The organism is Clostridia bacterium (assembly GCA_035628995.1).
In the GTDB taxonomy this organism is placed as follows: domain Bacteria; phylum Bacillota; class Clostridia; order Lutisporales; family Lutisporaceae; genus BRH-c25.
In genome coordinates, this window is sequence record DASPIR010000023.1 from 502,243 (window position 1) to 524,491 (window position 22,249).

Annotated in this window: 22 protein-coding genes; 3 read left to right on the forward strand and 19 right to left on the reverse strand. The window is 40.0% G+C overall.

Annotated elements, in window-relative coordinates:
- Positions 1 to 23: 23 nt before the first annotated feature.
- The 6 genes from VEB00_09365 to VEB00_09390 form a co-directional block, all read right to left on the reverse strand.
- The gene (locus VEB00_09365) at positions 24 to 860 is read right to left on the reverse strand and encodes a sugar phosphate isomerase/epimerase (protein HYF83218.1); all 837 of its coding nucleotides are present in this window, start codon (positions 858 to 860) and stop codon (positions 24 to 26) included.
- A 35-nt stretch (positions 861 to 895) separates the two neighbouring features.
- Positions 896 to 1,915: an inositol 2-dehydrogenase gene (gene iolG, locus VEB00_09370; GenBank protein ID HYF83219.1), complete on the reverse strand. Its 1,020-nt coding sequence runs from the start codon at positions 1,913 to 1,915 to the stop codon at positions 896 to 898.
- A gap of 106 nt (positions 1,916 to 2,021) precedes the next feature.
- The gene (locus VEB00_09375) at positions 2,022 to 3,023 is read right to left on the reverse strand and encodes an ABC transporter permease (protein ID HYF83220.1); all 1,002 of its coding nucleotides are present in this window, start codon (positions 3,021 to 3,023) and stop codon (positions 2,022 to 2,024) included.
- A gap of 40 nt (positions 3,024 to 3,063) precedes the next feature.
- Positions 3,064 to 4,563 (reverse strand): sugar ABC transporter ATP-binding protein, encoded by a 1,500-nt coding sequence (locus tag VEB00_09380; protein HYF83221.1) that lies wholly within the window; start codon positions 4,561 to 4,563, stop codon positions 3,064 to 3,066.
- A gap of 82 nt (positions 4,564 to 4,645) precedes the next feature.
- On the reverse strand, positions 4,646 to 5,620 hold the full coding sequence (locus tag VEB00_09385) for a sugar ABC transporter substrate-binding protein (protein ID HYF83222.1): 975 nt from the start codon (positions 5,618 to 5,620) through the stop codon (positions 4,646 to 4,648).
- A gap of 740 nt (positions 5,621 to 6,360) precedes the next feature.
- Entirely contained in the window at positions 6,361 to 6,687 is a 327-nt protein-coding gene (locus VEB00_09390) for a rubredoxin (protein HYF83223.1), read from the reverse strand.
- Positions 6,688 to 6,990: 303 nt separating this feature from the next.
- Between VEB00_09390 and VEB00_09395 the strand changes: the two genes are divergently transcribed.
- Positions 6,991 to 7,197, forward strand: coding sequence for a DUF1540 domain-containing protein (locus VEB00_09395; GenBank protein ID HYF83224.1), 207 nt, complete (start codon positions 6,991 to 6,993; stop codon positions 7,195 to 7,197).
- A 32-nt stretch (positions 7,198 to 7,229) separates the two neighbouring features.
- Here VEB00_09395 and VEB00_09400 read toward each other — a convergent pair whose 3' ends face one another.
- The 11 genes from VEB00_09400 to polX all read right to left on the reverse strand — a co-directional run bounded on the left by VEB00_09400 (position 7,230) and on the right by polX (position 18,345).
- Positions 7,230 to 7,880, reverse strand: coding sequence for a V-type ATP synthase subunit D (locus VEB00_09400; protein ID HYF83225.1), 651 nt, complete (start codon positions 7,878 to 7,880; stop codon positions 7,230 to 7,232).
- 3 nt (positions 7,881 to 7,883) lie between these two features.
- Complete coding sequence (locus VEB00_09405; GenBank protein HYF83226.1) at positions 7,884 to 9,263, reverse strand: V-type ATP synthase subunit B; 1,380 nt, start codon at positions 9,261 to 9,263, stop codon at positions 7,884 to 7,886.
- Positions 9,264 to 9,266: 3 nt separating this feature from the next.
- Positions 9,267 to 11,030, reverse strand: a complete 1,764-nt coding sequence (locus VEB00_09410; GenBank protein ID HYF83227.1) for a V-type ATP synthase subunit A — start codon at positions 11,028 to 11,030, stop codon at positions 9,267 to 9,269.
- Between the two features lie 4 nt (positions 11,031 to 11,034).
- Positions 11,035 to 11,358, reverse strand: coding sequence for a V-type ATP synthase subunit F (locus VEB00_09415; GenBank protein ID HYF83228.1), 324 nt, complete (start codon positions 11,356 to 11,358; stop codon positions 11,035 to 11,037).
- On the reverse strand, positions 11,351 to 12,352 hold the full coding sequence (locus VEB00_09420; protein ID HYF83229.1) for a V-type ATP synthase subunit C: 1,002 nt from the start codon (positions 12,350 to 12,352) through the stop codon (positions 11,351 to 11,353). Before VEB00_09420 ends, VEB00_09415 begins: the two co-directional genes overlap by 8 nt.
- A 47-nt stretch (positions 12,353 to 12,399) precedes the next feature.
- Complete coding sequence (locus tag VEB00_09425) at positions 12,400 to 13,002, reverse strand: V-type ATP synthase subunit E family protein (protein HYF83230.1); 603 nt, start codon at positions 13,000 to 13,002, stop codon at positions 12,400 to 12,402.
- Positions 13,003 to 13,015: 13 nt separating this feature from the next.
- Positions 13,016 to 13,489, reverse strand: a complete 474-nt coding sequence (locus VEB00_09430) for a V-type ATP synthase subunit K (protein ID HYF83231.1) — start codon at positions 13,487 to 13,489, stop codon at positions 13,016 to 13,018.
- 60 nt (positions 13,490 to 13,549) lie between these two features.
- A complete protein-coding gene (locus tag VEB00_09435; GenBank protein ID HYF83232.1) occupies positions 13,550 to 15,469 on the reverse strand; it encodes a V-type ATP synthase subunit I in 1,920 nt (639 codons plus the stop codon).
- Positions 15,456 to 15,782, reverse strand: a complete 327-nt coding sequence (locus VEB00_09440) for a V-type ATPase subunit subunit G family protein (GenBank protein ID HYF83233.1) — start codon at positions 15,780 to 15,782, stop codon at positions 15,456 to 15,458. The genes VEB00_09435 and VEB00_09440 overlap by 14 nt, the downstream gene beginning before the upstream one ends.
- A 204-nt stretch (positions 15,783 to 15,986) precedes the next feature.
- A complete protein-coding gene (gene nth, locus VEB00_09445) occupies positions 15,987 to 16,631 on the reverse strand; it encodes an endonuclease III (protein ID HYF83234.1) in 645 nt (214 codons plus the stop codon).
- On the reverse strand, positions 16,615 to 18,345 hold the full coding sequence (gene polX / locus VEB00_09450) for a DNA polymerase/3'-5' exonuclease PolX (GenBank protein HYF83235.1): 1,731 nt from the start codon (positions 18,343 to 18,345) through the stop codon (positions 16,615 to 16,617). Before polX ends, nth begins: the two co-directional genes overlap by 17 nt.
- Before the next feature lie 284 nt (positions 18,346 to 18,629).
- Between polX and VEB00_09455 the strand changes: the two genes are divergently transcribed.
- Together VEB00_09455 and VEB00_09460 are read left to right on the forward strand one after the other, a co-directional pair.
- A complete protein-coding gene (locus VEB00_09455; protein HYF83236.1) occupies positions 18,630 to 20,402 on the forward strand; it encodes a B12-binding domain-containing radical SAM protein in 1,773 nt (590 codons plus the stop codon).
- Between the two features lie 74 nt (positions 20,403 to 20,476).
- Positions 20,477 to 20,923, forward strand: coding sequence for a ferritin-like domain-containing protein (locus VEB00_09460; GenBank protein ID HYF83237.1), 447 nt, complete (start codon positions 20,477 to 20,479; stop codon positions 20,921 to 20,923).
- Positions 20,924 to 20,958: 35 nt separating this feature from the next.
- Here VEB00_09460 and VEB00_09465 read toward each other — a convergent pair whose 3' ends face one another.
- Both VEB00_09465 and VEB00_09470 read right to left on the reverse strand, forming a co-directional pair.
- A complete protein-coding gene (locus tag VEB00_09465) occupies positions 20,959 to 21,279 on the reverse strand; it encodes a hypothetical protein (protein HYF83238.1) in 321 nt (106 codons plus the stop codon).
- 89 nt (positions 21,280 to 21,368) lie between these two features.
- Positions 21,369 to 22,067: a zinc dependent phospholipase C family protein gene (locus tag VEB00_09470; GenBank protein HYF83239.1), complete on the reverse strand. Its 699-nt coding sequence runs from the start codon at positions 22,065 to 22,067 to the stop codon at positions 21,369 to 21,371.
- Positions 22,068 to 22,249: the final 182 nt, after the last annotated feature.

Below are 22,249 nucleotides of genomic sequence, written 5' to 3' on the forward strand. Positions count from 1 at the left end.
ATTACTCCCTTACAGTGCATTTATTACTCTATTTCAAAATACCTGCCAACTGCCTCTTCAGTCTTCTCCTTGCCGACCTTAATGGTTCGTTCTATGTCCCAATCCCAATATTCCGGTCGGAATAGCTCCACCGAGACCATTTCACTATAGCCTATGGACTTTAGAGTTTTAAGAATAGAGTTTAGGTCTATAGCGCCTTCCCCCGGCCACAGTCTATTGTTGTCTCTCAGCGCTCCTACGGGTAAATCCTCAGAGTCATCTATATGGAATATGAATATTTTTTTGGAGTCTACCTTTTCCAAGTCCTCAATTCTTGAGTTCATCGCATGGAAGTGGAAGCAGTCCAATACCAATCCGACATCTTCCCTGTCTACGGCTTTTACTATCTCATAGGTCTGACTTAATGTATTTACAGAACAGCTTGGATAGCCAACAAATTCATAAGCAAGTTTTACACTGTACTTTGAAGCAATGTCGGCAAGCTCCTTAAGAGACCTTACAGATTCGTCCTTTATCTGAGTCTTAGTGTATTGCCCTACATCAAAGGTTGGCACTACAACAATCTTCTTGCATTTTATCTTTTCTCCCACCTGGCAGAGAAATACCAAGTCTTCCTTTATCTGCCTATAGCCCGCTTCATCCCTGAAGGTTATGAACTCGAGAGCATTGAACGCATAGGGCTTTATTCTGCTCTTTTCAAAGAATGCGGCCAGCTCTTCTATGCTATGTGTCTTCAGGTAATCCCTTAATTTATCCAGCCTGATTTCTATCAGTTCATAGCCATGCTTTTCGCACAGCTCCAAATCCTTCTCTAACGTAGAGTTTTTCATAGTTGTAGCTTGATTAAAGCATACCTTCATATTCCAATCCTCCTAACACTTATTACACTTGTTCCTTAAGCCGTTATCTCGCTGGTTTTAACAGGTCTGCCTTCAGCAAGGGATTTCTTTGCTGCAAGGCCTATGATTACCGGCTTCAAGCCATCTATAGCCGTAACAGGAGTATCTTTGTCATTTAATATAGCACTAAAGAAATCTCTCATTTCAGCTATAAAGGACTCCTTGTATCTTTCCAGGAAGAAATACAGTGGCTTATCTCCTTGCACTCCTTCTTCAGTACTCAGAATTGTATTGGTAGGGGTATCATTGGATGCCGCCGCGCTTCCTTTCGAGCCGAACACTTCCACTCTTTGGTCATAGCCGTAAGCAGCTTTTCTGCTGTTATCAATTACTCCTATGGCACCATTCTCGAACTTTAAAACAACTACTGCTGTATCAACATCTCCCGCTTTTCCGATAGCCGGATCTACCAGCGCTGCTGCCTGAACATAAACCTCTTCGACCTCGCTGCCTGAAAGATATCTTGCCATATCAAAATCATGTATAGTCATATCAAGGAATATCCCACCTGATACCTTTACGTACTCAATTGGTGGAGGAGCAGGGTCTCTTGATGTGATTCTGATTATATGGGGCTCTCCTACTTTACCTTCCAGCACAAGATCCCTGACCTTCTTGAAGTTATGATCGAATCTCCTGTTGAAGCCTACCTGAAATTTTACACCTGCTTTTTCTACAGCTTCAATTGCCCTTTTTATTTTGTCTATGCTTAAATCTACCGGCTTTTCACAGAATATGTGCTTCCCAGCCTCAGCTGCTTCAATGGAAATTTGAGCATGAGTATTGGTAGAGGAACATATAAGTACAGCGCTGATTTCTGGATCACTTAAAATTTCATGATAGTCCTTTACCACATTTTTTATTCCCAGTCCATAAGCCCAATCTTTGATTTGGTCTGCAAAAATATCCGCTATTGATTTTATCTCTACTTCCGGAATAAAGTATGAAATGTTTTCGGCATGAAGTTTTCCTATTCTTCCTGCACCGATGATACCAATCTTAATCTTCTTGCTCATAAAAACTCTCCTTTTAATCATTTAAATTTTATAATTCAATGTAAACGTTTACATAATTTGGTAATAAGGTGCCCTTTCGAATTGATATCTCAATCCTACTAGAGCTTTATTTTGATCTGTTCTTTCTTTCATCAAGCAATACAGCTCCTACTATAATCGCTCCCTTTACTATCTGCTGCCAATATGCAGACACATTCAAAAGGTCAAGTCCGTTATTCAGGACACCGATTATAAGAGCACCAATGATCGTACCGGGAATGGTCCCGATACCTCCTGATAAACTGGTTCCCCCTATTACCGCAGATGCAATAGCATCAAGCTCAAAACCCTGTCCCGCACCCGGCTGTCCCGAGCTGATTCTTGAGGTCAGAATTATACCGGCAACTGCAGACAACAGTCCTGCATATGAGTATATAAGCATTTTATATTTATCGACATTGACACCGGATACAACTGCTGAGTTTTCATTTCCGCCTATTGCATATACATAGCTCCCAAACTTTGTATTATTCAAAAGTATATGAGATATTACCGCTACTAAAAATAATATTATTATTGGCACCGGTATCCCCAGGATGTGGCCTCCGCCAATGAACTCGAACTCCTTGGTAAAATCCCCAATGGGCTTGCCGTCGCTCAATAGCAGTGCAACTCCTCTGGCAGCAGTCATCATACCCAGGGTTGCAATAAATGGGGGTATTTTCCCCTTTGCTACAATTGTTCCGCTCACAAGACCGGTACCTGCACCAACAGCCAAGCCTATCAGTAATGGTACAATGAGCGGATATGTATTTGGATGGGCGAATTTAGCTGTCATAACCGAGACCAGCGCTATTACCGAGCCAGATGCCAGGTCTATCCCGGTAGTGATAATAACCATTGTGACACCCATAGCCACAATAGCAATAATGGACATCTGCCTTACAATATTTAATAGGTTTCTAACCTTAAAAAAGGAAGGCGACAATACTGACATTAAGATTAACATCCCGATGAAGATAAGAAAAATACCATACTTTCGGATAAAATCACTTATAAATGCCTTTGTTCCTTCATTGCCCTTCACTAGACTTTGTTTTTTAGCCGGAACTATGTTTTTATCATCCATTTAAATTTCCTCCCGATATACATTGATTTTCGATTTCATATCAGCCCACCAGACCGGTTGCATATTCGAGAATCTTTTCCTGGGTGGCTTCCTCTCTATTCAATATCCCAACCTGATTACCTTCGTGCATGACAAGTATCCTATCGCTCATCCCCAAGATTTCAGGAAGTTCTGAAGAAATCATTATTATTGCTTTTCCCTGAGCCGCCAGGTTTGACATCAGCTTATGAATCTCTGACTTGGCCCCTACATCAATTCCTCTGGTCGGCTCATCCAGAATCAATATGTCGGGATGGGTCAACAGCCACCTTGAAATGAGAACCTTCTGCTGATTTCCTCCACTCAAAAACTTAATTTTTTGATCCATGCTCGGTGTCTTTATATCCAATCGGCCTTTTTCGCTATCACATACTGTATTGATTTCTTTCTTCTTTAGCAAAATGCCCTTCAAATATTCATCAATGCTTGAAACTATTATATTGCTTCTAACAGGCAATACGAGGAATAAGCCGTTTTTCTTTCTATCCTCAGTAAGCAGCGCCATCTTATGGCTGATTGCATCTCTGGGCGATTTAATCTTTACTGCTTTGCCATTTATGTGGACTTCTCCCGAGGTTGCTCTTCTAACTCCGAAGAGGCATTCCATCACCTCTGTCCTGCCTGCACCCATAAGCCCTGCAATTCCTAAAATCTCGCCCTTGTGAAGTTCAAAGCTGATATCTCTGAACTCGCCTTCTCTGGTAAGCTTTTTAACAGATAAAACCACTTCATTTATTTCAGTCTCCTGTTTATCAAATATATTCTTAAGCTCCCTGCCCACCATCATTTCTATAAGCTTATCCTTCGTCATATTCCTGGATGCTTCTGTTCCTATATATTTGCCGTCTCTAAAAACAGAAATATCATCTGCAATCCTAAACACTTCATCCATTTTGTGAGTTATATAGATTACCGAAACACCCTTTTCCTTTAGAGTTTTGATTATTTTAAACAGATGCTCTACTTCCTTTTCAGTGATAGCGGAAGTAGGTTCGTCCATTATTATCAAATCCGAGTTATATGAAATCGCTTTTGCTATTTCCACCATCTGCATATTGGCAATACTTAGCTTGCACATTTTAGCCTTGGGATTTATCTTTATATCCAGCTTCTGCAGCAATTCAAGGGTATCCTTGCACATCTGGCGTTTCTTTACCAGACCGGTTTTCCCGTAGCTGGGCTCCCTGCCTAAAAAAATATTTTCTGCCACTGTCATATAAGGTACAGAGGTTAATTCCTGATGTATCATTGAAATGCCTCTGGTTAAAGCATCATGGGTATTCTGAAGCTCAATGATGTTTCCCTTGAACTTGATGCTGCCATTGTCAGGATGGTAGATACCTATAAGAATTTTCATAAGGGTTGACTTGCCCGCGCCGTTTTCGCCCATCAATGCATGTACAGAACCTTTTTCCACCTTGAACTGCACATCATCTAAAGCTTGAACCCCCGGGAACGCTTTTGATATATTCGCCATTTCCAAAATATATTCTTTTTCCATAGCCTCTACCTCATTTTTTGTAAAGGATACCAGCCTTAGGCCGGTATCCTTCATAGTTTTAATTATCGAACTCTATTTATCTTTATTTCCACTTAGCAATAAACTTGTCAACTTCTTCTGGTTTAACAAGCTCAAAAGGAATCCAAACGATAGGTTCAACCTTTTCACCCTTTGCTGCTGCAATAGCTGTCTTTATTGCACCTTCACCCTGGCCTGATGCATCCTGGAATACTGTTACATTAAGCTTGCCGGCCTTCATGTATTCAAGAGCGTCAGGAGTAGCGTCAATTCCACCAACAAGAATTGTTCCAAGCTTGCCGGCGGCTTCTATTGCCTTTAATGCTCCTATAGCCATTTCGTCGTTATTGGAAGCAACTGCATCAATCTTCAGGTCAGACTGAAGCCAGTTTTCCATTATAGTCATACCCTTGTCTCTCTGCCACATACCTATCTGTTCTGCTACTATCTTGATATCGGGGTATTTCTTTATAACTTCTTTGAAGCCTTCTGTCCTCTTTACTGCTGCTTCATTTCCAGGGTCACCAACGAGTATAGCAACATTCCCCTTGCCACCCATTTTCTCTGCCAGGTATTCCATTTCTATGATACCCGCCTTGATTGATTCGGAACCGACATAGGAAGTAGCTTCCGACTGGTTCTTGAACAATCTGTTGACGCTTATGAGAGGAATTCCTGCTTCCTTTGCGGCTTTGGTCATTGGCTCTGTTGCGTCTGTATTAACAGGATTAACTACTATTGCTTTGCAACCTTGAGCTATGAAAGTTTCTACCTGCCCAAGCTGCTTGTTGACATCAGCTTTGCCGTCAACATATATTACTTCTACGTCTATAACATTCTTTGAATATGCCTGCATTGCGTCCAGCATGTAGGATAGCCACTTGTCATTGAAGTCAGACATTGTTACACCTATTATTATTTTTTCTGCTGGTTTGGGTGCTTCTGCTGGTGCTGAAGCTGCGGGAGCTGCCGGAGCACATCCGGAAAACAGGGACACGCACATTACCAATACTAATGTCGTTGCCAATAGTTTTTTCATTAACTTTCCCCCTTTTTTTATGTATTCTATTTATATAAGCCCATACCCCACTGCATGCAGAGGTGGAATATGAGTTCATACCATATAAAATTTCCTTGTCCCTGGCAACTCCTGTTAGTCATTGTATTGGTAGTAATGTTCATTTAATAGCGTAGCAAAATAAGACATGTCACATATATGCATGAAGTTTCATTTTACCTATCTTCTTTTTTAGTTCAAACTACTCTGTCAATTGGATTTTTCTCTTTTGTGATTTGTAAAGATGTTGAAAACCTTGGGCATGGATCACCGCCTACTACATATCAATAGAAGATTGTGCTGCTGAATAGAAATGTTCAGATACTGAATAATTATTATTGCAAACGTTTACTATGTTCTTTAAATTTATTGTACTTTAATGGCTTAACAATGTCAATATTCAAAATATTATAATCTTTGATAACTTATTATCAATAATTTTATATCTATAATTGGGTATTTTACCAACTTTAGTATATTATTTATGCTAAATCATATAGCACATACTTAATATTCTCTGCATTTCGTAAACGTTTGTGAATAAATTGTCTAAAGTTTACATATTTATCTGACCCATTGATTCCATAGCCTTGTCTATTGTAATTACTGGTTAAGAAATGCACGGTTTGTATCATAATAGTCATGCGCGCAGCGATGTAAACAAAATCTGAACAAAAAAGTAAAAAGTCCGGTTGCACCGGACTTTTTACTTTTTATTGGTTTTACCACTTATTTTTCATTATATGAGTTGCTATTTCTGCTTTTGATATGTTTTTCAATATCTCGCACTGCTCCTTGCCTTTCTTGAAGGTTGCAACGCAGCCCGGATCCAGGTTCAGCTCAATGCCTTCATCACATACCTTGATGACTTTGTCCATAAGATGGCAGAAAATCATATGTAAGTCATTGGTTCTTCCTGACTTTGCAATCAAAGCGGCCTGTTCTTCTGTAAGCTCTACAAACTTTTCCTTTGGAGAACCGCATTTCGGACATTTTTCCGGAGCTTCATCTCCAAAATGTATATACCCGCACACACTACATTTCCACATAATCTTTTCCCCTTTCAATTTTGTATATATTTTATTATATATATTTCTATATAAAACTAAATATTCCTCTATTCCATAATTATTTTTTTTTAGTAATTATTTTCCTCTCCACTATTTAACACAAATTTAGCAGTATTAATAATGCTATTTTGCAAAAAATAGAATCGTCAGCAATTAATATACTGACGTTGGTTCGCGGTTCGCGGTTCGCGGTTCGTGGTTTCAGAATTGCTTCGAAGCCCTTCTTTAATCCTCGCACCTCGCACCTCACACCTCGTACCATTATTTTAAGGAGGTGTATTTATGCATAACAATATAACTAGCAACAATCTTACAAACAATAAAATGCATGCTCACAATCACAGCATAAAATGTAATGTAGACACTTGCTACTATAATGATAGTCATTTCTGCAGCGCCAATGTAATAGAGGTAAATCCACTGGGTGATGGTGTTGCTCACTCAACAGAAGGAACAGGCTGCACAACTTTTGTAGAGTCCAATAGCTAAAAAAAGTCCGCAGGGCTTCCTGCGGATTTTCCTTAAGCATTAGCTTTTTGCTTTTCCATCATATCCTTGACCTTCATGAGCCTTACTCTGCTGCCTCTCTCATTCTCGTCAAGCTTCATGGTAATGTATTTTACTGTTTCAATGAGCTGTGGAATCATTATATATTCCAGGGCATTAACTCTACGTCTTGTCTTCTCTATCTCATCAGCCATAAGCTGACAGGTCTTCTCCACCTGAGCCAACTCAATCAGCTTGTCAAAGACCTCTTGCAGTGAATGTATTGCGCCATCCAGCTCTCCTGAGGTTGTTGCAAAGCCGTAGGGATATATGCTGGAAGCTTCCTTGTTATCCTCCCTCACAAGATTGAACACAGGAGAGTTTACACTCATTATATTCTTTACGCTCATCTCAAGGTTTATCTTCTGAGTAGGATACATTATAGCTTCTTCCAACACTTCGGAAGACATTACCGCTCTGGCAATAAGAAAGTTTTTGAAAGCAACTGTAAGTTCCTTTTCTACAGCTTCTCTCAGTTCCATGTTTTTCTTTACATAATCTATGAACTTTTTCATTAGCTCATCCTGCTTATCTTTCAGAAGCTTGTGACCTCTTTGAGCAGTTTTTAGTCTGCCCTTAAGGCCGGTCAGCTCCATACGCGTAGGATTTACATTAAGTTTAGCCATATGCTATGCATCCCCTTTGGGCAGGTATTTATCAATATACTCATCTTTGATTCTCTTAAGTTCTGCTCTCGGAAGTATGGAAAGAAGCTCCCAGCCAAGTGTAAGTGTTTGTTCTATGCTCCTATCCTCATTATCTCCCTGTGATACATATCTTTTCTCAAACTCGTCTGCAAACTTAGCAAAAAGTTTGTCTGTATCACTAAGGGCACCTTCACCGAGTATTACCGCAAGTTCTTTCGCTTCCTTACCTCTTGCATAGGATGCGAAAAGCTGGTTCATCGTATCAGCATGATCTTCTCTTGTCTTATTTTTGCCTATACCTTTGTCCTTAAGACGCGACAATGATGGAAGCACGTCTATAGGCGGCATGATACCTTTTCTGTAAAGCTCTCTGCTGAGTATGATCTGACCTTCTGTTATATAGCCTGTAAGGTCAGGTATTGGATGAGTCTTGTCATCTTCAGGCATTGAAAGTATCGGAATCTGTGTTATTGATCCTTTTTTGTCCCTAATTCTTCCTGCTCTTTCGTATATAGTAGCCAAGTCGGTATACAAATATCCGGGATAACCCCTTCTTCCGGGAACTTCCTTTCGTGCAGCCGATACTTCACGAAGAGCATCACAGTAATTTGTTATATCTGTCATTATTACGAGCACTTGCATATCCTTCTCATATGCCAGATACTCTGCAGCTGTGAGTGCCATACGAGGTGTGGCTATACGCTCAATAGCAGGGTCGTTTGCGAGATTCATAAATAGAACTGCTCTGTCTATAGCACCTGTTCTTTTGAAGTCAGCTATGAAGTAATCTGCATCTTCAAAGGTTATACCTATAGCAGCAAATACAACAGCGAATTTGCTTTCTGTACCAAGTACCTTAGCCTGCCTCGCTATCTGTGCAGCAAGTCTTGCGTGGGGCAGACCGGAGCCTGAGAAAATAGGCAGCTTCTGTCCCCTGACAAGTGTGTTAAGTCCGTCAATTGCAGATATACCAGTCTGTATGAATTCAGAAGGATAGTCTCTGGCAGCCGGGTTTATAGGATTACCACTTATATCATTCCTTGATTCAGGTATGATTTTAGGTCCTCCATCCTTTGGTCTTCCCAAACCATCAAATACTCTTCCCAACATATCAGTGGAAACCGGCAGTTCCAGACTATGTCCAGTGAATCGAACCTTACTCTCATTGATGTTCAATCCTGTTGAGCCTTCAAAGAGCTGTACCAGCGCTTTGTCTCCGGAAACCTCAAGAACTTTTCCGCGGCGCTGCTCACCGTTTTTCATTTCTATCTCAACCAGTTCATCGAACTTTACACCCTCCACTTGGTCAACCAGCATAAGTGGACCTGCAACTTCTCTAATGGTTTTGTATTCCTTCAGCATATCTTATATTCCTCCATTCGAAAGGGTGGAAGCCACCTGTTTTCTAATGTCCGCTTCCAGAGCATCAAATTCGCTAAGATTGTTCTCCAATATCAGCTTAGCCTTAGCTATTTTCTCCCTAACCGGCAGATTGGAAAGTTCTTTGAAGAGCGCACCTTCACTCAATGCTCTTTGTCCTTCATGGAAGAACAGCAGGATTGCTTTCATCATTCTAAACTGCTTCTGGATTGAAGTATAAGTATCAATTTCATGGAAGGCATTTTGATGCAGATAGTCTTCTCTTATTGTTTTTGTTACTTCCAGTGTAAATCTGTCCTTTAATGAAAGGGCATCAAAGCCAACCAGTCTAACGATTTCATTTAATTCTGCTTCTTCCTGAAGCAATTTCAAGGCTTCTGTCCTCAGGGCATGCCATTCAGGTGATACTTGCTCAGTAAACCAATCACCCAATCTGTCCAGGTATAAAGAATAGCTTTGAAGCCAGTTTATTGCAGGGAAATGTCTTCTATAAGCCAGAGATGCATCCAAGCCCCAGAAAACCTTTACTATTCTCAAAGTTGCCTGTGTTACAGGCTCTGAGAGGTCTCCACCTGGAGGGGATACCGCACCAACTGCAGTAAGAGCACCTTCTCTATTTTCAGTTCCTGAGCATACAACCTTGCCGGCTCTTTCATAGAATTCAGCAGCTCTTGAACCAAGATATGCAGGATAGCCTTCTTCACCAGGCATTTCCTCAAGACGTCCGGACATTTCACGGAGCGCTTCCGCCCAGCGCGAGGTTGAGTCTGCCATAAGCGCTACGGAATAACCCATGTCTCTAAAGTATTCACCTATTGTAATACCGGTATATATGCTTGCTTCACGGGCTGCAACCGGCATATCTGATGTGTTTGCAATAAGCACTGTACGTTTCATCAATGGCTCTCCGGTCTTCGGATCCTTAAGTTCTGGGAACTCCATAAGAACGTCAGTCATTTCGTTTCCACGCTCACCGCAGCCAATATATACAACTATCTCAGCATCAGCCCATTTCGCAAGCTGGTGCTGTACAACTGTCTTACCGCTTCCAAAAGGCCCAGGGATACAAGCTGTACCACCTTTTGCCACCGGGAAGAAGGTATCTATGATTCTCTGGCCTGTAATCATAGGGTTTGAAGGAGAAAGCTTTTCTTTATAAGGTCTTCCCTTTCTAACCGGCCATTTCTGAAGCATCTGTACTTCCTTTATTCCATCTTTTGCTTTTACCTTTGCTATTGTCTCTAAAATAGTAAATTCGCCTGAGTTAATTTCTTCTATAGTTCCTTCTACACCAAACGGAACCATTATCTTGTGAAGTACTATAGAAGTCTCCTGTACAGTACCTATGATATCCCCTGACTTTACAATATCGCCTTTTTTAACAGTAGCATCAAAATGCCACTTTTTTGTTTTATTAAGCTTTTCTACTTGTACACCTCTGGCTATATGGTCACCTGAAGCACTCCTTACAACGTCAAGAGGTCTCTGGATGCCGTCAAAAATTGATTCGATAAGTCCTGGCCCCAGCTCAACGCTTAGGGGCTCGCCAGTAGAAACAACCGGTTCTCCCGGTCCCAAGCCTGAAGTTTCTTCATAAACCTGTATTGAAGCCTTATCTCCTCTTATTTCTATAATTTCGCCTATAAGCTTTTTATCACTAACACGAACAACGTCATACATTTTTGCATCCTGCATACCTTCTGCTATGACAAGAGGCCCTGATACTTTTATAATTCTACCCTCGTTCAAGTTATCAACCTTCTTTCCCGAATAATATATCCGAACCGATGGCTTTCTCTACTGACTTTTTAACACCATTTATACCTAATCCCAGGGTTCCCCTGTTGTTAGGTATCATTATTATTGCCGGAGTCAAGGAATCCTTGTATTCGTTGATTACTTCATCCAAATCCTTGGCAAGCTGCTCTGTCACGAAAAGCACAGCATAGTTCTCTTTTGCAAGCTTGTGAATCAATCTGTTGGCTTCTCTAATATCAGTGGTCGGAAATACTGATATTCCTAAAGCCTTGAATCCAAGTATGGAGTCCTTATCTCCAATAACTCCAATTTTATACATATACATCACGTAGCCTTTCTCTTATCAATTCATTCGGAATCTCATTAATTTTCCCGACCATTATCATTCTGATTATCTTCGCTTCATTTTCCTTTGCCATCAGATAACCAACCAAAGGTTCGATTCCAAATGCAACATACTTGCCCTTTTTGGCGAGTTCAAATAAAAAATTGTCAGAAAGCTTTTCGAATTTCGTCAAGGATTTTGTCTTTATATAGTTGGATATACCTTCCCCAACTATTTTACCGTAATCCTTGAAGGCTAATCTGTCGCTCAAGGTTTCCATGGACTCGTCAAAGATATCATTGAAGAATGCATAGTCCAGCCTTCCATTTATAAGTATTGCCTTTTTAAGGAAGTCCCTCCCGTAACCCATTGCTTTTACTCGTATCAGGGATTTAATATTTATCAAATCTATCTGTGTTGAGATATAATCCATCAAGAAGCTGCTCTTGTTATCCTTAGCAGTCTTATACATAAGATTGTATAAGCACTTATCCAGAGTCACATCAATAAGCTGCGGATCAGGATTCACTGTAAATTCCCCAACTACTTGCTCCACACATTCTCTAATAATAGGATCCAAGTCGCTGAAGTCCTTTTCCTTGACCATCTTTTTAAGACGCTGGCTGGGTATGGTACCTATATCGCTCAAAAGTCCGTCATTCTCTTCGTCCAAGTAGCTGCTCTTAAGCAGTGTCTTCAAATTTTGAATGTCATATCTAAACGAGAATAGGTTTGTGAGTTCAGGAACAGGAGATATTTCCCTCAGAAGCTCATAAGTTTTTGATAGTTCCTTGGAAAGTACAGTTTCATAGTCTTCAATGTCCTTCATTTCAGAAATTGAACTTCCATATTCTGTTTCATTGAGGATTTTTATAATTTCATCTGCATTCCTGGCTTCAATCATTCTTTCGATTTTCGCCTTATCCAGAAGTTTTGTTTCCAATGCTCGTATTCTGGTCACAGAATATAGGTATTTATTTTCACTCATTGAGCTTATCCTCCTTTCTTCCAGTAAAAGAATTTCTTGGTTTTGCATTAAGCACGGAAGAAAATCTCAGCTACCTTCGGTTCAATTTCATCTCTGTAGAGCCTTATGACTGCTTCAAAGGAATTGTTTACTTCAACTCCCTGACCCATTAAAATGAAGCCTCCGGATATATTCCTGGTTTCATCCGATATTTTGAGCTTACCCTTCTTGCCAACTGCTTCAAGGGCTTTGTTTGCTTTGCTTATAAAATCAGCAGAAAGCTTACTCTTTCCACCTTCAGACATTAGGATTTCTTCTTCTCCGCTTTCCACTGAGGCCATGAGCATATCAAAAATTACTTTCTCATATTTGCTGCTATCAAGGCTGTTCATACGTTCGAGTGCTCTATCAAATACTTCTTCAATCGATTGCTGTTTTGCAGAAAGAATATCCTTACGCATCTCAAGCTCAACGATTGAATTAATTATTCTTCTTTTCTCACTAATATCATGAGTGGACTTTTGCGAAATCTCCTTCGCTCTAAGAGCGGCTTTCTGGTTCGCCTTTTCTTCTATGTCTTTGGCTTGGAGTCGCGCTTTTTCCAATATTTCATTTGTTTTAACTTCTGCATCCTGCAAGATCTTTTCTTTTATTTTCTCTACTCCTGCCATTTAAGCCACTCCCTTATAATTTGATGCCGTTAAGCATAAGGAATGATGCAAGCAATGAAAGAACTGCATAAGTCTCAACCATAGCAGGATAAATCATAGCTTTACCAAACTCTTCAGGTCTTTTAGCAAGTATTCCGCAGCTGGAAGCTGAGGCTTTCCCCTGATATATTGCTGAAACAAGTCCAACCAATCCAACCGGCACGCCAGCTAGAAAGAGCATGAGTCCCTGTTCTATGTTTACTGGAACTATTGTTGCGAAAACCCCTATCTTGGACCATATAAGAAATCCAATAAGAAGACCATATATACCCTGTGTACCAGGAAGTGCCTGTAAAAGAAGTGTCTTACCGAATTTGCTTGGATCTTCAGTTACAACTCCAGATGCTGCCATACCTGCGATACCTACACCTATTGCAGATCCGCAGCCTGCAAGACCTGCTGCTATTGCTGAACCAAGAAATGCAAGATATAAACCAGAGTTACCCATCAATTCCACCATATTATTCATTTTTTTATTGCCTCCCTTTGTAATAAATATAATATTATACTAGTTTTGAATGTACTTTGTTTTAATTCTTAGGGGATTAAATGCCTTTCCTTCACCTGAATAGAACTTTCCGAAGAATTCAACATACTGAAGACGGCTTGTATGCACATATGCCCCCAGAATGCCAAGTGCTGTATTGAAGGTATGGGCTGCTATTAAAAAAGCAACCATTATTAGTTTTCCGACTAGACTACCACCCATCATAAGGCCCATAGCATTGAAAACCTGCGCTATAACGCCGGTTGCCAAACATAATGCAAATAATCGTGAATATGAAAGAACATCGCCTAAAAATCCACTAACGTTGTATAACGCTAATAGTCCAGATGTCAACCTTTTGAAAATGTTCTTTTCAGACCTTGCATTAAAAATCACAGTACCGGCGGCACCTATGATAGCCATATACTTGCCTGCTGCAGCAAGAGGCGGCAGCGCAAGGAACATAAGTCCTGTCAATAGCATAAGCCAGAGCACTTGATCGTAGAATGCATCCAGATATTTACCTTCTCTGATGTTCATATACGCTGCGAGGAAGAAACCAGTGTAAAGATGAATTACACCCAAGGCCAAACAGAATATCAACATCTTGAGAGGTTCATCCAAAGGATTGAACCACCATGGCTTTATCTTAATCAGATCCCCGAACCAGCCTCCGAAGATTCCTCCCCAGAAAAATGTGGATATGCCTCCAAGAAACATTACCCCCATCATCTTTTTCATACCGCCCTCCGGCTTGTATTTGTAAAGTATAAATGCCGTGGCGGCAGCAATGATTATCCCATACGCTGCATCAGTTACCATAATTCCGAAGAACAATATAAAGAATGGGGTCATAAAAATATTGGGGTCTATGCCCCTCGGATTCGGCAAACTGTACATCTCTGTTATCAACTCAAAGGGCTGAACAAGCTTCGGATTATTCAGAAGCACCGGTATGTCATCCTCATCATTCGGATCCTCAAACTGAATGGTATACTTATCAGTTATACCATCTAAGAGCCGGATCATATCATCAGAATACTTTTCAGGTATCCATCCGCGAAGCATGAAGGTTTTATCAGTTTTACCAAAATCCTTCACGACGCTGCTCTTATCCTTTTCTATTGAGAACAAATCAAAAATAATTTCAAGGAAGTCTATTTCTGATACCATTCCCTCTGCCTGTTTTGCCAGTTCTATCTTCTTTTTCTCAATCTCTTCTATCTCTCCAGTCAGCCTTTTTATGTTTTCCTTAGGAGTTCCTGAGAACTCGCTGAAGGTCACTTTAGTCCAGCCGGACTGTTTGAGAAGCTGTAGCATTCTCTCTTCACATATATGATGATAAACAACCATCATGTATGTATTTTCCTTTTCGCTGCTTACTTTTTCAAGATATGCTTCGAGGTTTTCATTTTGAATTGAAGTACTGAACTCTTCCACATATTTTGTAGGCATAAAGCCTATTATTGTACTTGTATTCTGTGTACTGCCAATGTCCTCGACGTTCATTTCCATTGGTATCCACGGGTTGAGCTGAGCTATGGTATTGTTGAGCTTTGTTTCAACACTCTTAAACTCTGTGAATTTACTGTCTATACCCCTGCAGTTTTCGTATATTTCATGCAGTTTTTCTTCATTTCCGAGGTACTTATTGCGCTGTATCTCATCTACTTGAACCTTCGATGCAAACATAGACTTTTTTGTCTTATTGAATTTTCCTAAAAAATCAAGTGAATATTTTACTTGTGAAAGCTTTGTCTCCAGCTTGCTCACTGCTTCAGTGTCACTGTCTAGCTGTAACCCCTCAAATCCTTGTTCAGCAATTTGTTCTTCAAGGTTTACTACCTGTAGGTTACCGAATTTCTGAAGGCTCTTAACTATGGCATTCCTTTCAGACTGGAGAGCTATCATGGTGACTTTCTTCATTTTAACTATTGCCATTCATTTTCACAATCCTCTCCATCACCAGATTCACTGCGTCCTCCATTTTTTCTGCAGCTTTGCGCTTCAATTCCTGACACTTTTCGTTATTCTGCATTTTCCTGCTGTCAGCTTCCTGATAAGCCTCCTTCTCTGCTGCCTCAAGCTGCTGCCTGCCCTTAAGAAGCTCCTGATCTTCAGCTGCTTTAATAACTCTGGCAGCCTCATCTTCTGCGCGTAGTAAAAGGTCCTTGGCTTTCTGGTGTGCTGACTTTAGCTTTTCTTCTGCAGCACGCTCTGTTTCTTTGATTTCTTTAATGATTTCTGTCGTCAAATGCCTCACCACCTCTTTCAAAACTTATATTAACACTACAGAATTAATAATTATAAATGCGAAAAATTCCTCTCAAGTTTAATTCGTTAAAAATGGTTAAATTCCTTCAATAAAATTTTAATACATATTAGAATATTTATAAAATTGAAAATGCGTCAAATATTATAAAATTATCAGTTTAACGCCCTCTTATTCACGCTATCTTCAATTATTGTTAAAAAAGTCACAATGTAAAGCTACTGGACACTGCCCACATTTTGGTTTTTTGGCATCGCATATGGCTCGACCGTGATATACCAAGCAGTTGCTGAATGCTGTCCAGTCATTTTCTGGTAGTAACTCCATAAGATCATACTCAATCTTCTCAGGATCTTCCTTATCCGTCAAACCTATCCTGTTCGACAATCTTTTACAGTGAGTATCAACAATTATTCCAGGAATGCCAAATATATTGCTTAATACCACATTAGCTGTCTTTCGGCCTACTCCCGGCAGACTCAGCAGATCCTCCATATTGTTCGGTACTTTCCCGCCGAAGTCCTTAATGAGTTTCTTGCAGCAGCCAATAATATTCTTTGTCTTATTTCTGTAAAAGCCTGTGGATTTTATATCCTGCTCCAGCTCTTCAGGATTGGCATCCGCATAATCATTCACTGATGTATATTTCTTAAAAAGGTCTTTTGTCACAATGTTTACTCTTGCATCTGTGCATTGAGCCGCAAGTATCGTAGAAATCACCAGCTGAAGAGGCTCCTTATAGTCTAAAGAGCAGGTTGCTTCAGGATAGATATTATACAATATTGCTGAAATTTCCTTAGCTCTGCTTCTCAGTTCATCTATGCTTCTCATATTTTACCCCCTCCAAAAATCTCTCCATCTCTGCTATATCCATGGTATTTATGACATCCTGCTTTTCCAGCCAGCCCTTTCTTGCGATGCCCACGCCATAAGATATATTGCTTAATCCTTGAATACTGTGCGCATCGGTGTTAATAGATATCTTTACACCCTTTTCCTTGGCATATTTCAAATTCCTCCAGTCCAAGTCCAGCCTGTGAGGATCTGCGTTAATCTCAACCACCTTGCCATATTCTGCTGCAGCATCTATCACCGCATTGATATCCAATTCATATTCTTCCCTGGCTAGAAGTATTCTACCCGTGGGGTGGGCTAGCATTATAGTATACCTGTTCTTCAAAGCATTTACAAGTCTTTCTGTCATTCTATCTTTTTCCATTTTAAAATTTGAGTGCACCGCTGCAATGACAAAATCAAAAAGCTTCAATACCTCATCATCATAATCAAGAGAACCATCAGGCAGTATGTCCGACTCAATCCCTTTAAAAACCCTGAAATTCTTATGTCTCTGATTTATTGCATCAATTTCTTCCACCTGCCGCTTTACCTCATCGATATTCAGACCTCTTGCATAATAAGCAGCTCTGCTGTGATCAGTTATACCTATATATTGAAATCCCAGCCTTATTGCCTCCTCAACCATTTCTTCAATGCTGCCGGAGCCGTCGCTGTAAACGGTATGCATATGAAAAGTGCCCTTAATATCTTTCCTTGTCAAAAGCTCAGGCAATTCCTCTTTTTCTGCGGCTTCAATCTCACCAGTGTTCTCTCTTAGTTCCGGTGGTATATATCGTAATCCCAATACCCTGTATATTTCTTCTTCACTATTGCAGGGTAAAAGCTCTTCACCTCTGAAAAGTCCATACTCATTCACCTTTATTCCCATTGCCTTTGCTCTATGCCTAATAGCCGTGTTGTGCTCCTTGCTTCCTGTGAAATGGTTAAGTGCGTATGGAAATTCTTTGATGTCTACTACCCTCAAATCCATATTGATGCCACTCTTGAGCCTGACTGTAGACTTTGTTTCACCCTTTGAAACAACTTCCTCAACCTGGGGTAGTGAGGTGTAATAATCCATCAGCTTTGCAGGCTGGGTAGTACTGGCAACTATGTCTATGTCCTTGACTACTTCTTTCCTCCTTCGCAGGCTTCCTCCAAGGTCACATTCCTTTGTAATAGGATTGGCCAGCAGCGTTTCCTTTACCGCCATTGCTTCCTGATATACATCTCCAAAGAGATGTTGACCTTTATAGGTCTTCACATGCATAATGCCTTTTAATATATTTTCCTGGGTCTTTTTACCGAAGCCTGCAAGCGATAGGAGCCGATTCTCTATGCATGCGTATTCAAGCTCTCCGATAGATTTTACATCCAGTTTCTCATAGAGCACCTTCACCTTTTTGGGTCCCACTCCAGGTATCGTAAGCATTTCTAATAATCCTACAGGAATAGACTTCTTAAGCTCTTCGTAATATTCCAGCCGTCCTGTTGTCACAAGCTCAGTGAGCTTTTCGGTTATGGCCTTACCTACACCCTTTATGTCATCCAGCTTTCCTTCATTTATATAACTCTTCAGGTCCCCGTCCAAAAGCTCTATTGACCTGGCAGCATTGACATACGCTTTAATCTTGAATGGATTTTCCCCTTTTAGATCCAGTAGCAGTGCGATTTCCTCTAAAATCTGTACTATATCTCTTTTATCCATATATTTCTCCCGGAATCAATCTTCCCGCCGTTTTAATCATATAGCTTTATTCTACCAAATATATTACAACTAATACCATCTCTAATTGTGACTTTAAAAACATAATAATATGCACAAGTATATCAATATTGATATAATATTCCTATAGAGATCGCGGAAAAATCTTAAAGGAATTATTTTACTTTCCGCGATGTACACTAATGAAACAAAAGTGAGAAATACGATTTCGCATTTTGTATAGGTTATGACAAAACTTAATCAAAAAGACTTTTAGGAGGCCCCTCATGCAAAAAAAGATATTGCTAAGTGCAGTTAACGCCAAATATATACACTCCAACCTTGCTATAAGATATTTGAAAAAATACTGTGAAGCTCAAATAGAAGGAATTAACATAGCTGAGTTCAGTATAAATGACAACATAAACAACATCCTAAAGCAGCTGTATAACTCCGGTGCTGATATATACGGCTTCTCCTGCTATATATGGAACATCAGCCTGATGCGCAGTATTTGCAGCAGTCTGAAAAAAGCCAAGCCTGATGCTGTAATCATATTGGGAGGTCCCGAGGTCTCTTATGATTCCGCAAGCATCCTTAGGGATAATCCATTTATAGATTATGTAGTTGTAGGAGAAGGTGAAGAAACACTGCTTGACTTGCTTGGCTGCATCACAGATGGTAAGTGTAATATCTCCAGCATACCCGGAATAGCTTACAGAGAAGGAGCAAATGTTGTCATCAACCAGAAAAGACCTCTTATTGCTTGCTTAGATGCAATCCCCTTTCCTTATGACAGCTTTGATGAATTTGAGAATAAGATTGTCTACTATGAGACCAGCAGGGGTTGCCCCTTTAACTGCCAGTACTGCCTTTCCTCCACAATACACGGGGTAAGGTATCTTTCAATAGATAGAATCAGACAAGATATAAAAGGCTTTATAAACGCAGGGGTAAGACAGGTTAAGCTGGTTGACAGGACCTTTAACTGTGATATTGACCGTTCCATAGAAATTATGCAATATATAATGGAGCTAAAGTCCACAACCAACTTTCATTTTGAAATAGCTGCCGACCTTATTAATGAGCGCTTCCTGCAAACAGTTGAAAAAGCCCCTGAGGGTATGTTCCAATTTGAAATAGGAGTTCAATCCACCAACCCAATGACTCTATCCGAAATAGACAGAACAATGAATTTTGGCAAGGTGGGACAAAATGTACGCAAGCTCTTAGCCTTTAAGAATGCTCATATCCACCTGGACCTTATTGCCGGACTTCCATATGAGGATATTAAAAGCTTTGAGAAATCCTTCAATGATGTGTATGACTTTAAGCCCGATATGCTCCAGCTTGGTTTTTTGAAGCTATTGAAGGGTTCTGGCATAAGAGAAAGCTGCGTCGAATACGGTATGGAGCATCACGACTTTCCTCCCTATGAGGTAATAAGTACTAAATGGTTGTCTTACAAAGAGCTTCTTGTGTTAAAGGATATCGAGAATGTACTTGAGCAATATTACAACAGCGGGAGATTCAAGCACACACTGGATTTCTTACTTATGTCGCTTGCAGTCACTCCCTTTGACTTTTATCACAGACTGTCAGACTATTGGAACTCCAAAGGGCACTTCAATTCATCAAAGGGTGTAAGTGAGCTCTATACGATTTTGAAACATTTTGTCGCTGATCAATACGCGGGAAGGCTCGATTCCGCGGGATGCAGCCTGCTGAATGAGTACCTCAAGCTGGATTGGCTGCTATACAGCAGGAGCGGCAGCATGCCTGAGTCAATTGACAGATATAACCATGCATTACTAAAAGATAGGCTGCAGGAATATTTGAATGACAGCGTCATTAATATGGAAGGCTTTGAGGAATACAAGAATATGCCCATGCGTGAATTATTGAAGCATATAGGATATGAGGTATTCGCTTGGAATATTTTTGGCATTACCCCCTCTCCAGATGAGACCGCGATGTTCTATAAATTAAACCAGAAAACAAACAGAAAGAATCCTTTTTTCATCATCCTTCCCCTTAAGGAAATTATTCATAAGGGATAATAGATTCCTAGAGTCAACTTTGCATCTTTCCACGCATACAATGTAATAGTCACTATTTAAAGGGGGCAAGTGCATTGTATAATAATATCCATGGCAGTAACAGCAATTACGGAGATTATGATAGAAAGCTTATAGATTTACTCAGGGAAGCGATGCTAGATGAGCGGAAGGATCACAGGAAATACAGAAAAATGATGGAAATGACTGATAATAAAGAAATAATAGCGCAAATAAATTATGCTTACGAGGATGAAGCCAAGCATTATGATATGTTCCAAGAAATTTACGAAGAGCTTGCCGGTACCGACATTCAGGTTCAGCTTCCTGAGCAGGAGCATCTGGGCAGATTTATAGATGCTATAAAGTCAAGCATCAATGGAGAACTTGAAGCAGTTGAGCTGTATAGGGAAATTAGGGCAATGCTCCGAGGGAAAAAATATAGGGATATGTTGTATGAAATAATTACTGACGAGCAGGAGCATGCGACAAGGTTTGTATATCTATATGCAATGTTAAGATAAAAGGGTCCGGAATCACCGGGCCCTTATTTAATGCCTTATGCCCTGGTAATATCCCCGTCAGTTTTTTCTCCTCCATAATATGCATCACCTGTTATATTTACGTAGCCTACTATTTTATTGTCATATATCAATCGGCTCTTGTCCTCGTCAAAGCTGTCCCTGTTATTCTTGTAATCTGATGCGTATTGGGGCAGCACCAAAGTGTAGTCTATGGCGCATGCGCTTGGGTGAGCCTTTTTATCCACTATTTCATATTCATTGTTATCGTTGAATAGCTTATCAACCTTTACCTTCTGTCCTACCTCCAACTGTTCTATATTTTTTTCGGCATCATTGCTGATATTCACATCCGACATCCAATCATCTCCTATCTTTCGTCTAATGTTTTTATATTTAACCAAATACCAATATTTATTCAAAAAACCTCGCACCCCGCAACCTGAACTTATTCATTTATTCTGTTGTAGAAGTTCAACAGACACCCTGCCGTTGTTTGCTGTGCCAAGGGAAAGGTCTTGTTGGCGATTCTGAAAAATTTGTCTTCAGGATTTTTTATTAATGAGTATTTCTTGTGTGCTGTAATTGCTATCTTTGAATTTGATTCGATATAGTCATTGGGGTTGTCATAGTAGATTCCCCCCTTTGAAACTGAATAATGGAGAAAATCATCATGAACCTTGTGAATCCATTGTTCATACTTCCTATGGCTTTTTAAGAGCTTAACGTTCCCATGCTGCGGAATTGTTGAATCCTGAATCAAATGCACAGCTGCACCAAGATAGAACATTGCTTTATCCTTATCTCCACAATCCCAATGTACAAGCGCACATCCGTAATACTTCTGAAACCTTTGCTTTGACGACTTGCAGCCATATAATCCCCTGTGAGTGTATGGATTGTAGAAATGCTCCCTGCTCTTAAAGTCCTGATCTACCCACACAGCCCCGTCATTCAGGCAACCCTTGTTCAAGGTATATAACTCATATGCCTCTTGAAATCCATCATTCTTAAGTATTTCAATAGCTTGCTCATTAATAAAGACATGAACCTCGCACAAGGTCTTTTTGAATACCTTTTTTAACGGATTGACAGCCCATAATATCGTCTTGAATGTTTTCCCATAGGCTCTTTCAATAACGTCCATTCTTTCATCTCCTGACTTAATTTTGCTATAGCATGCTCGCTCATAATCATATGAAACTCTTTTTTTATAGCTTTTGCATATTTTGCCCCCTTTATTATGCTGTTTATATTGTTCGTCTTTACAATTTTTTTTCAAAAAGCTATAATTATATAGAATATTATTTCATTTATGTCTAATTTCAT

Excerpts from the sequence above, each read along its gene's own strand:
- VEB00_09375 (HYF83220.1), bottom strand. The coding sequence starts at position 3,023 with ATGGATGATAAAAACATAGTTCCGGCTAAAAAACAAAGTCTAGTGAAG.
- VEB00_09425 (HYF83230.1), bottom strand. The coding sequence starts at position 13,002 with ATGGCAGGAGTAGAGAAAATAAAAGAAAAGATCTTGCAGGATGCAGAA.
- VEB00_09390 (HYF83223.1), bottom strand. The coding sequence starts at position 6,687 with ATGTGGAAATGTAGTGTGTGCGGGTATATACATTTTGGAGATGAAGCT.
- iolG (HYF83219.1), bottom strand. The coding sequence starts at position 1,915 with ATGAGCAAGAAGATTAAGATTGGTATCATCGGTGCAGGAAGAATAGGA.
- VEB00_09385 (HYF83222.1), bottom strand. The coding sequence starts at position 5,620 with ATGAAAAAACTATTGGCAACGACATTAGTATTGGTAATGTGCGTGTCC.
- VEB00_09405 (HYF83226.1), bottom strand. The coding sequence starts at position 9,263 with ATGCTGAAGGAATACAAAACCATTAGAGAAGTTGCAGGTCCACTTATG.
- VEB00_09430 (HYF83231.1), bottom strand. The coding sequence starts at position 13,489 with ATGGGTAACTCTGGTTTATATCTTGCATTTCTTGGTTCAGCAATAGCA.
- polX (HYF83235.1), bottom strand. The coding sequence starts at position 18,345 with ATGGATAAAAGAGATATAGTACAGATTTTAGAGGAAATCGCACTGCTA.
- VEB00_09380 (HYF83221.1), bottom strand. The coding sequence starts at position 4,563 with ATGGAAAAAGAATATATTTTGGAAATGGCGAATATATCAAAAGCGTTC.
- VEB00_09365 (HYF83218.1), bottom strand. The coding sequence starts at position 860 with ATGAAGGTATGCTTTAATCAAGCTACAACTATGAAAAACTCTACGTTA.
- nth (HYF83234.1), bottom strand. The coding sequence starts at position 16,631 with ATGAGAAGCATAGATGAACTGAGAAGCAGAGCTAAGGAAATTTCAGCA.
- VEB00_09435 (HYF83232.1), bottom strand. The coding sequence starts at position 15,469 with ATGGCAATAGTTAAAATGAAGAAAGTCACCATGATAGCTCTCCAGTCT.
- VEB00_09455 (HYF83236.1), top strand. The coding sequence starts at position 18,630 with ATGCAAAAAAAGATATTGCTAAGTGCAGTTAACGCCAAATATATACAC.
- VEB00_09395 (HYF83224.1), top strand. The coding sequence starts at position 6,991 with ATGCATAACAATATAACTAGCAACAATCTTACAAACAATAAAATGCAT.
- VEB00_09420 (HYF83229.1), bottom strand. The coding sequence starts at position 12,352 with ATGAGTGAAAATAAATACCTATATTCTGTGACCAGAATACGAGCATTG.
- VEB00_09415 (HYF83228.1), bottom strand. The coding sequence starts at position 11,358 with ATGTATAAAATTGGAGTTATTGGAGATAAGGACTCCATACTTGGATTC.
- VEB00_09465 (HYF83238.1), bottom strand. The coding sequence starts at position 21,279 with ATGTCGGATGTGAATATCAGCAATGATGCCGAAAAAAATATAGAACAG.
- VEB00_09400 (HYF83225.1), bottom strand. The coding sequence starts at position 7,880 with ATGGCTAAACTTAATGTAAATCCTACGCGTATGGAGCTGACCGGCCTT.
- VEB00_09470 (HYF83239.1), bottom strand. The coding sequence starts at position 22,067 with ATGGACGTTATTGAAAGAGCCTATGGGAAAACATTCAAGACGATATTA.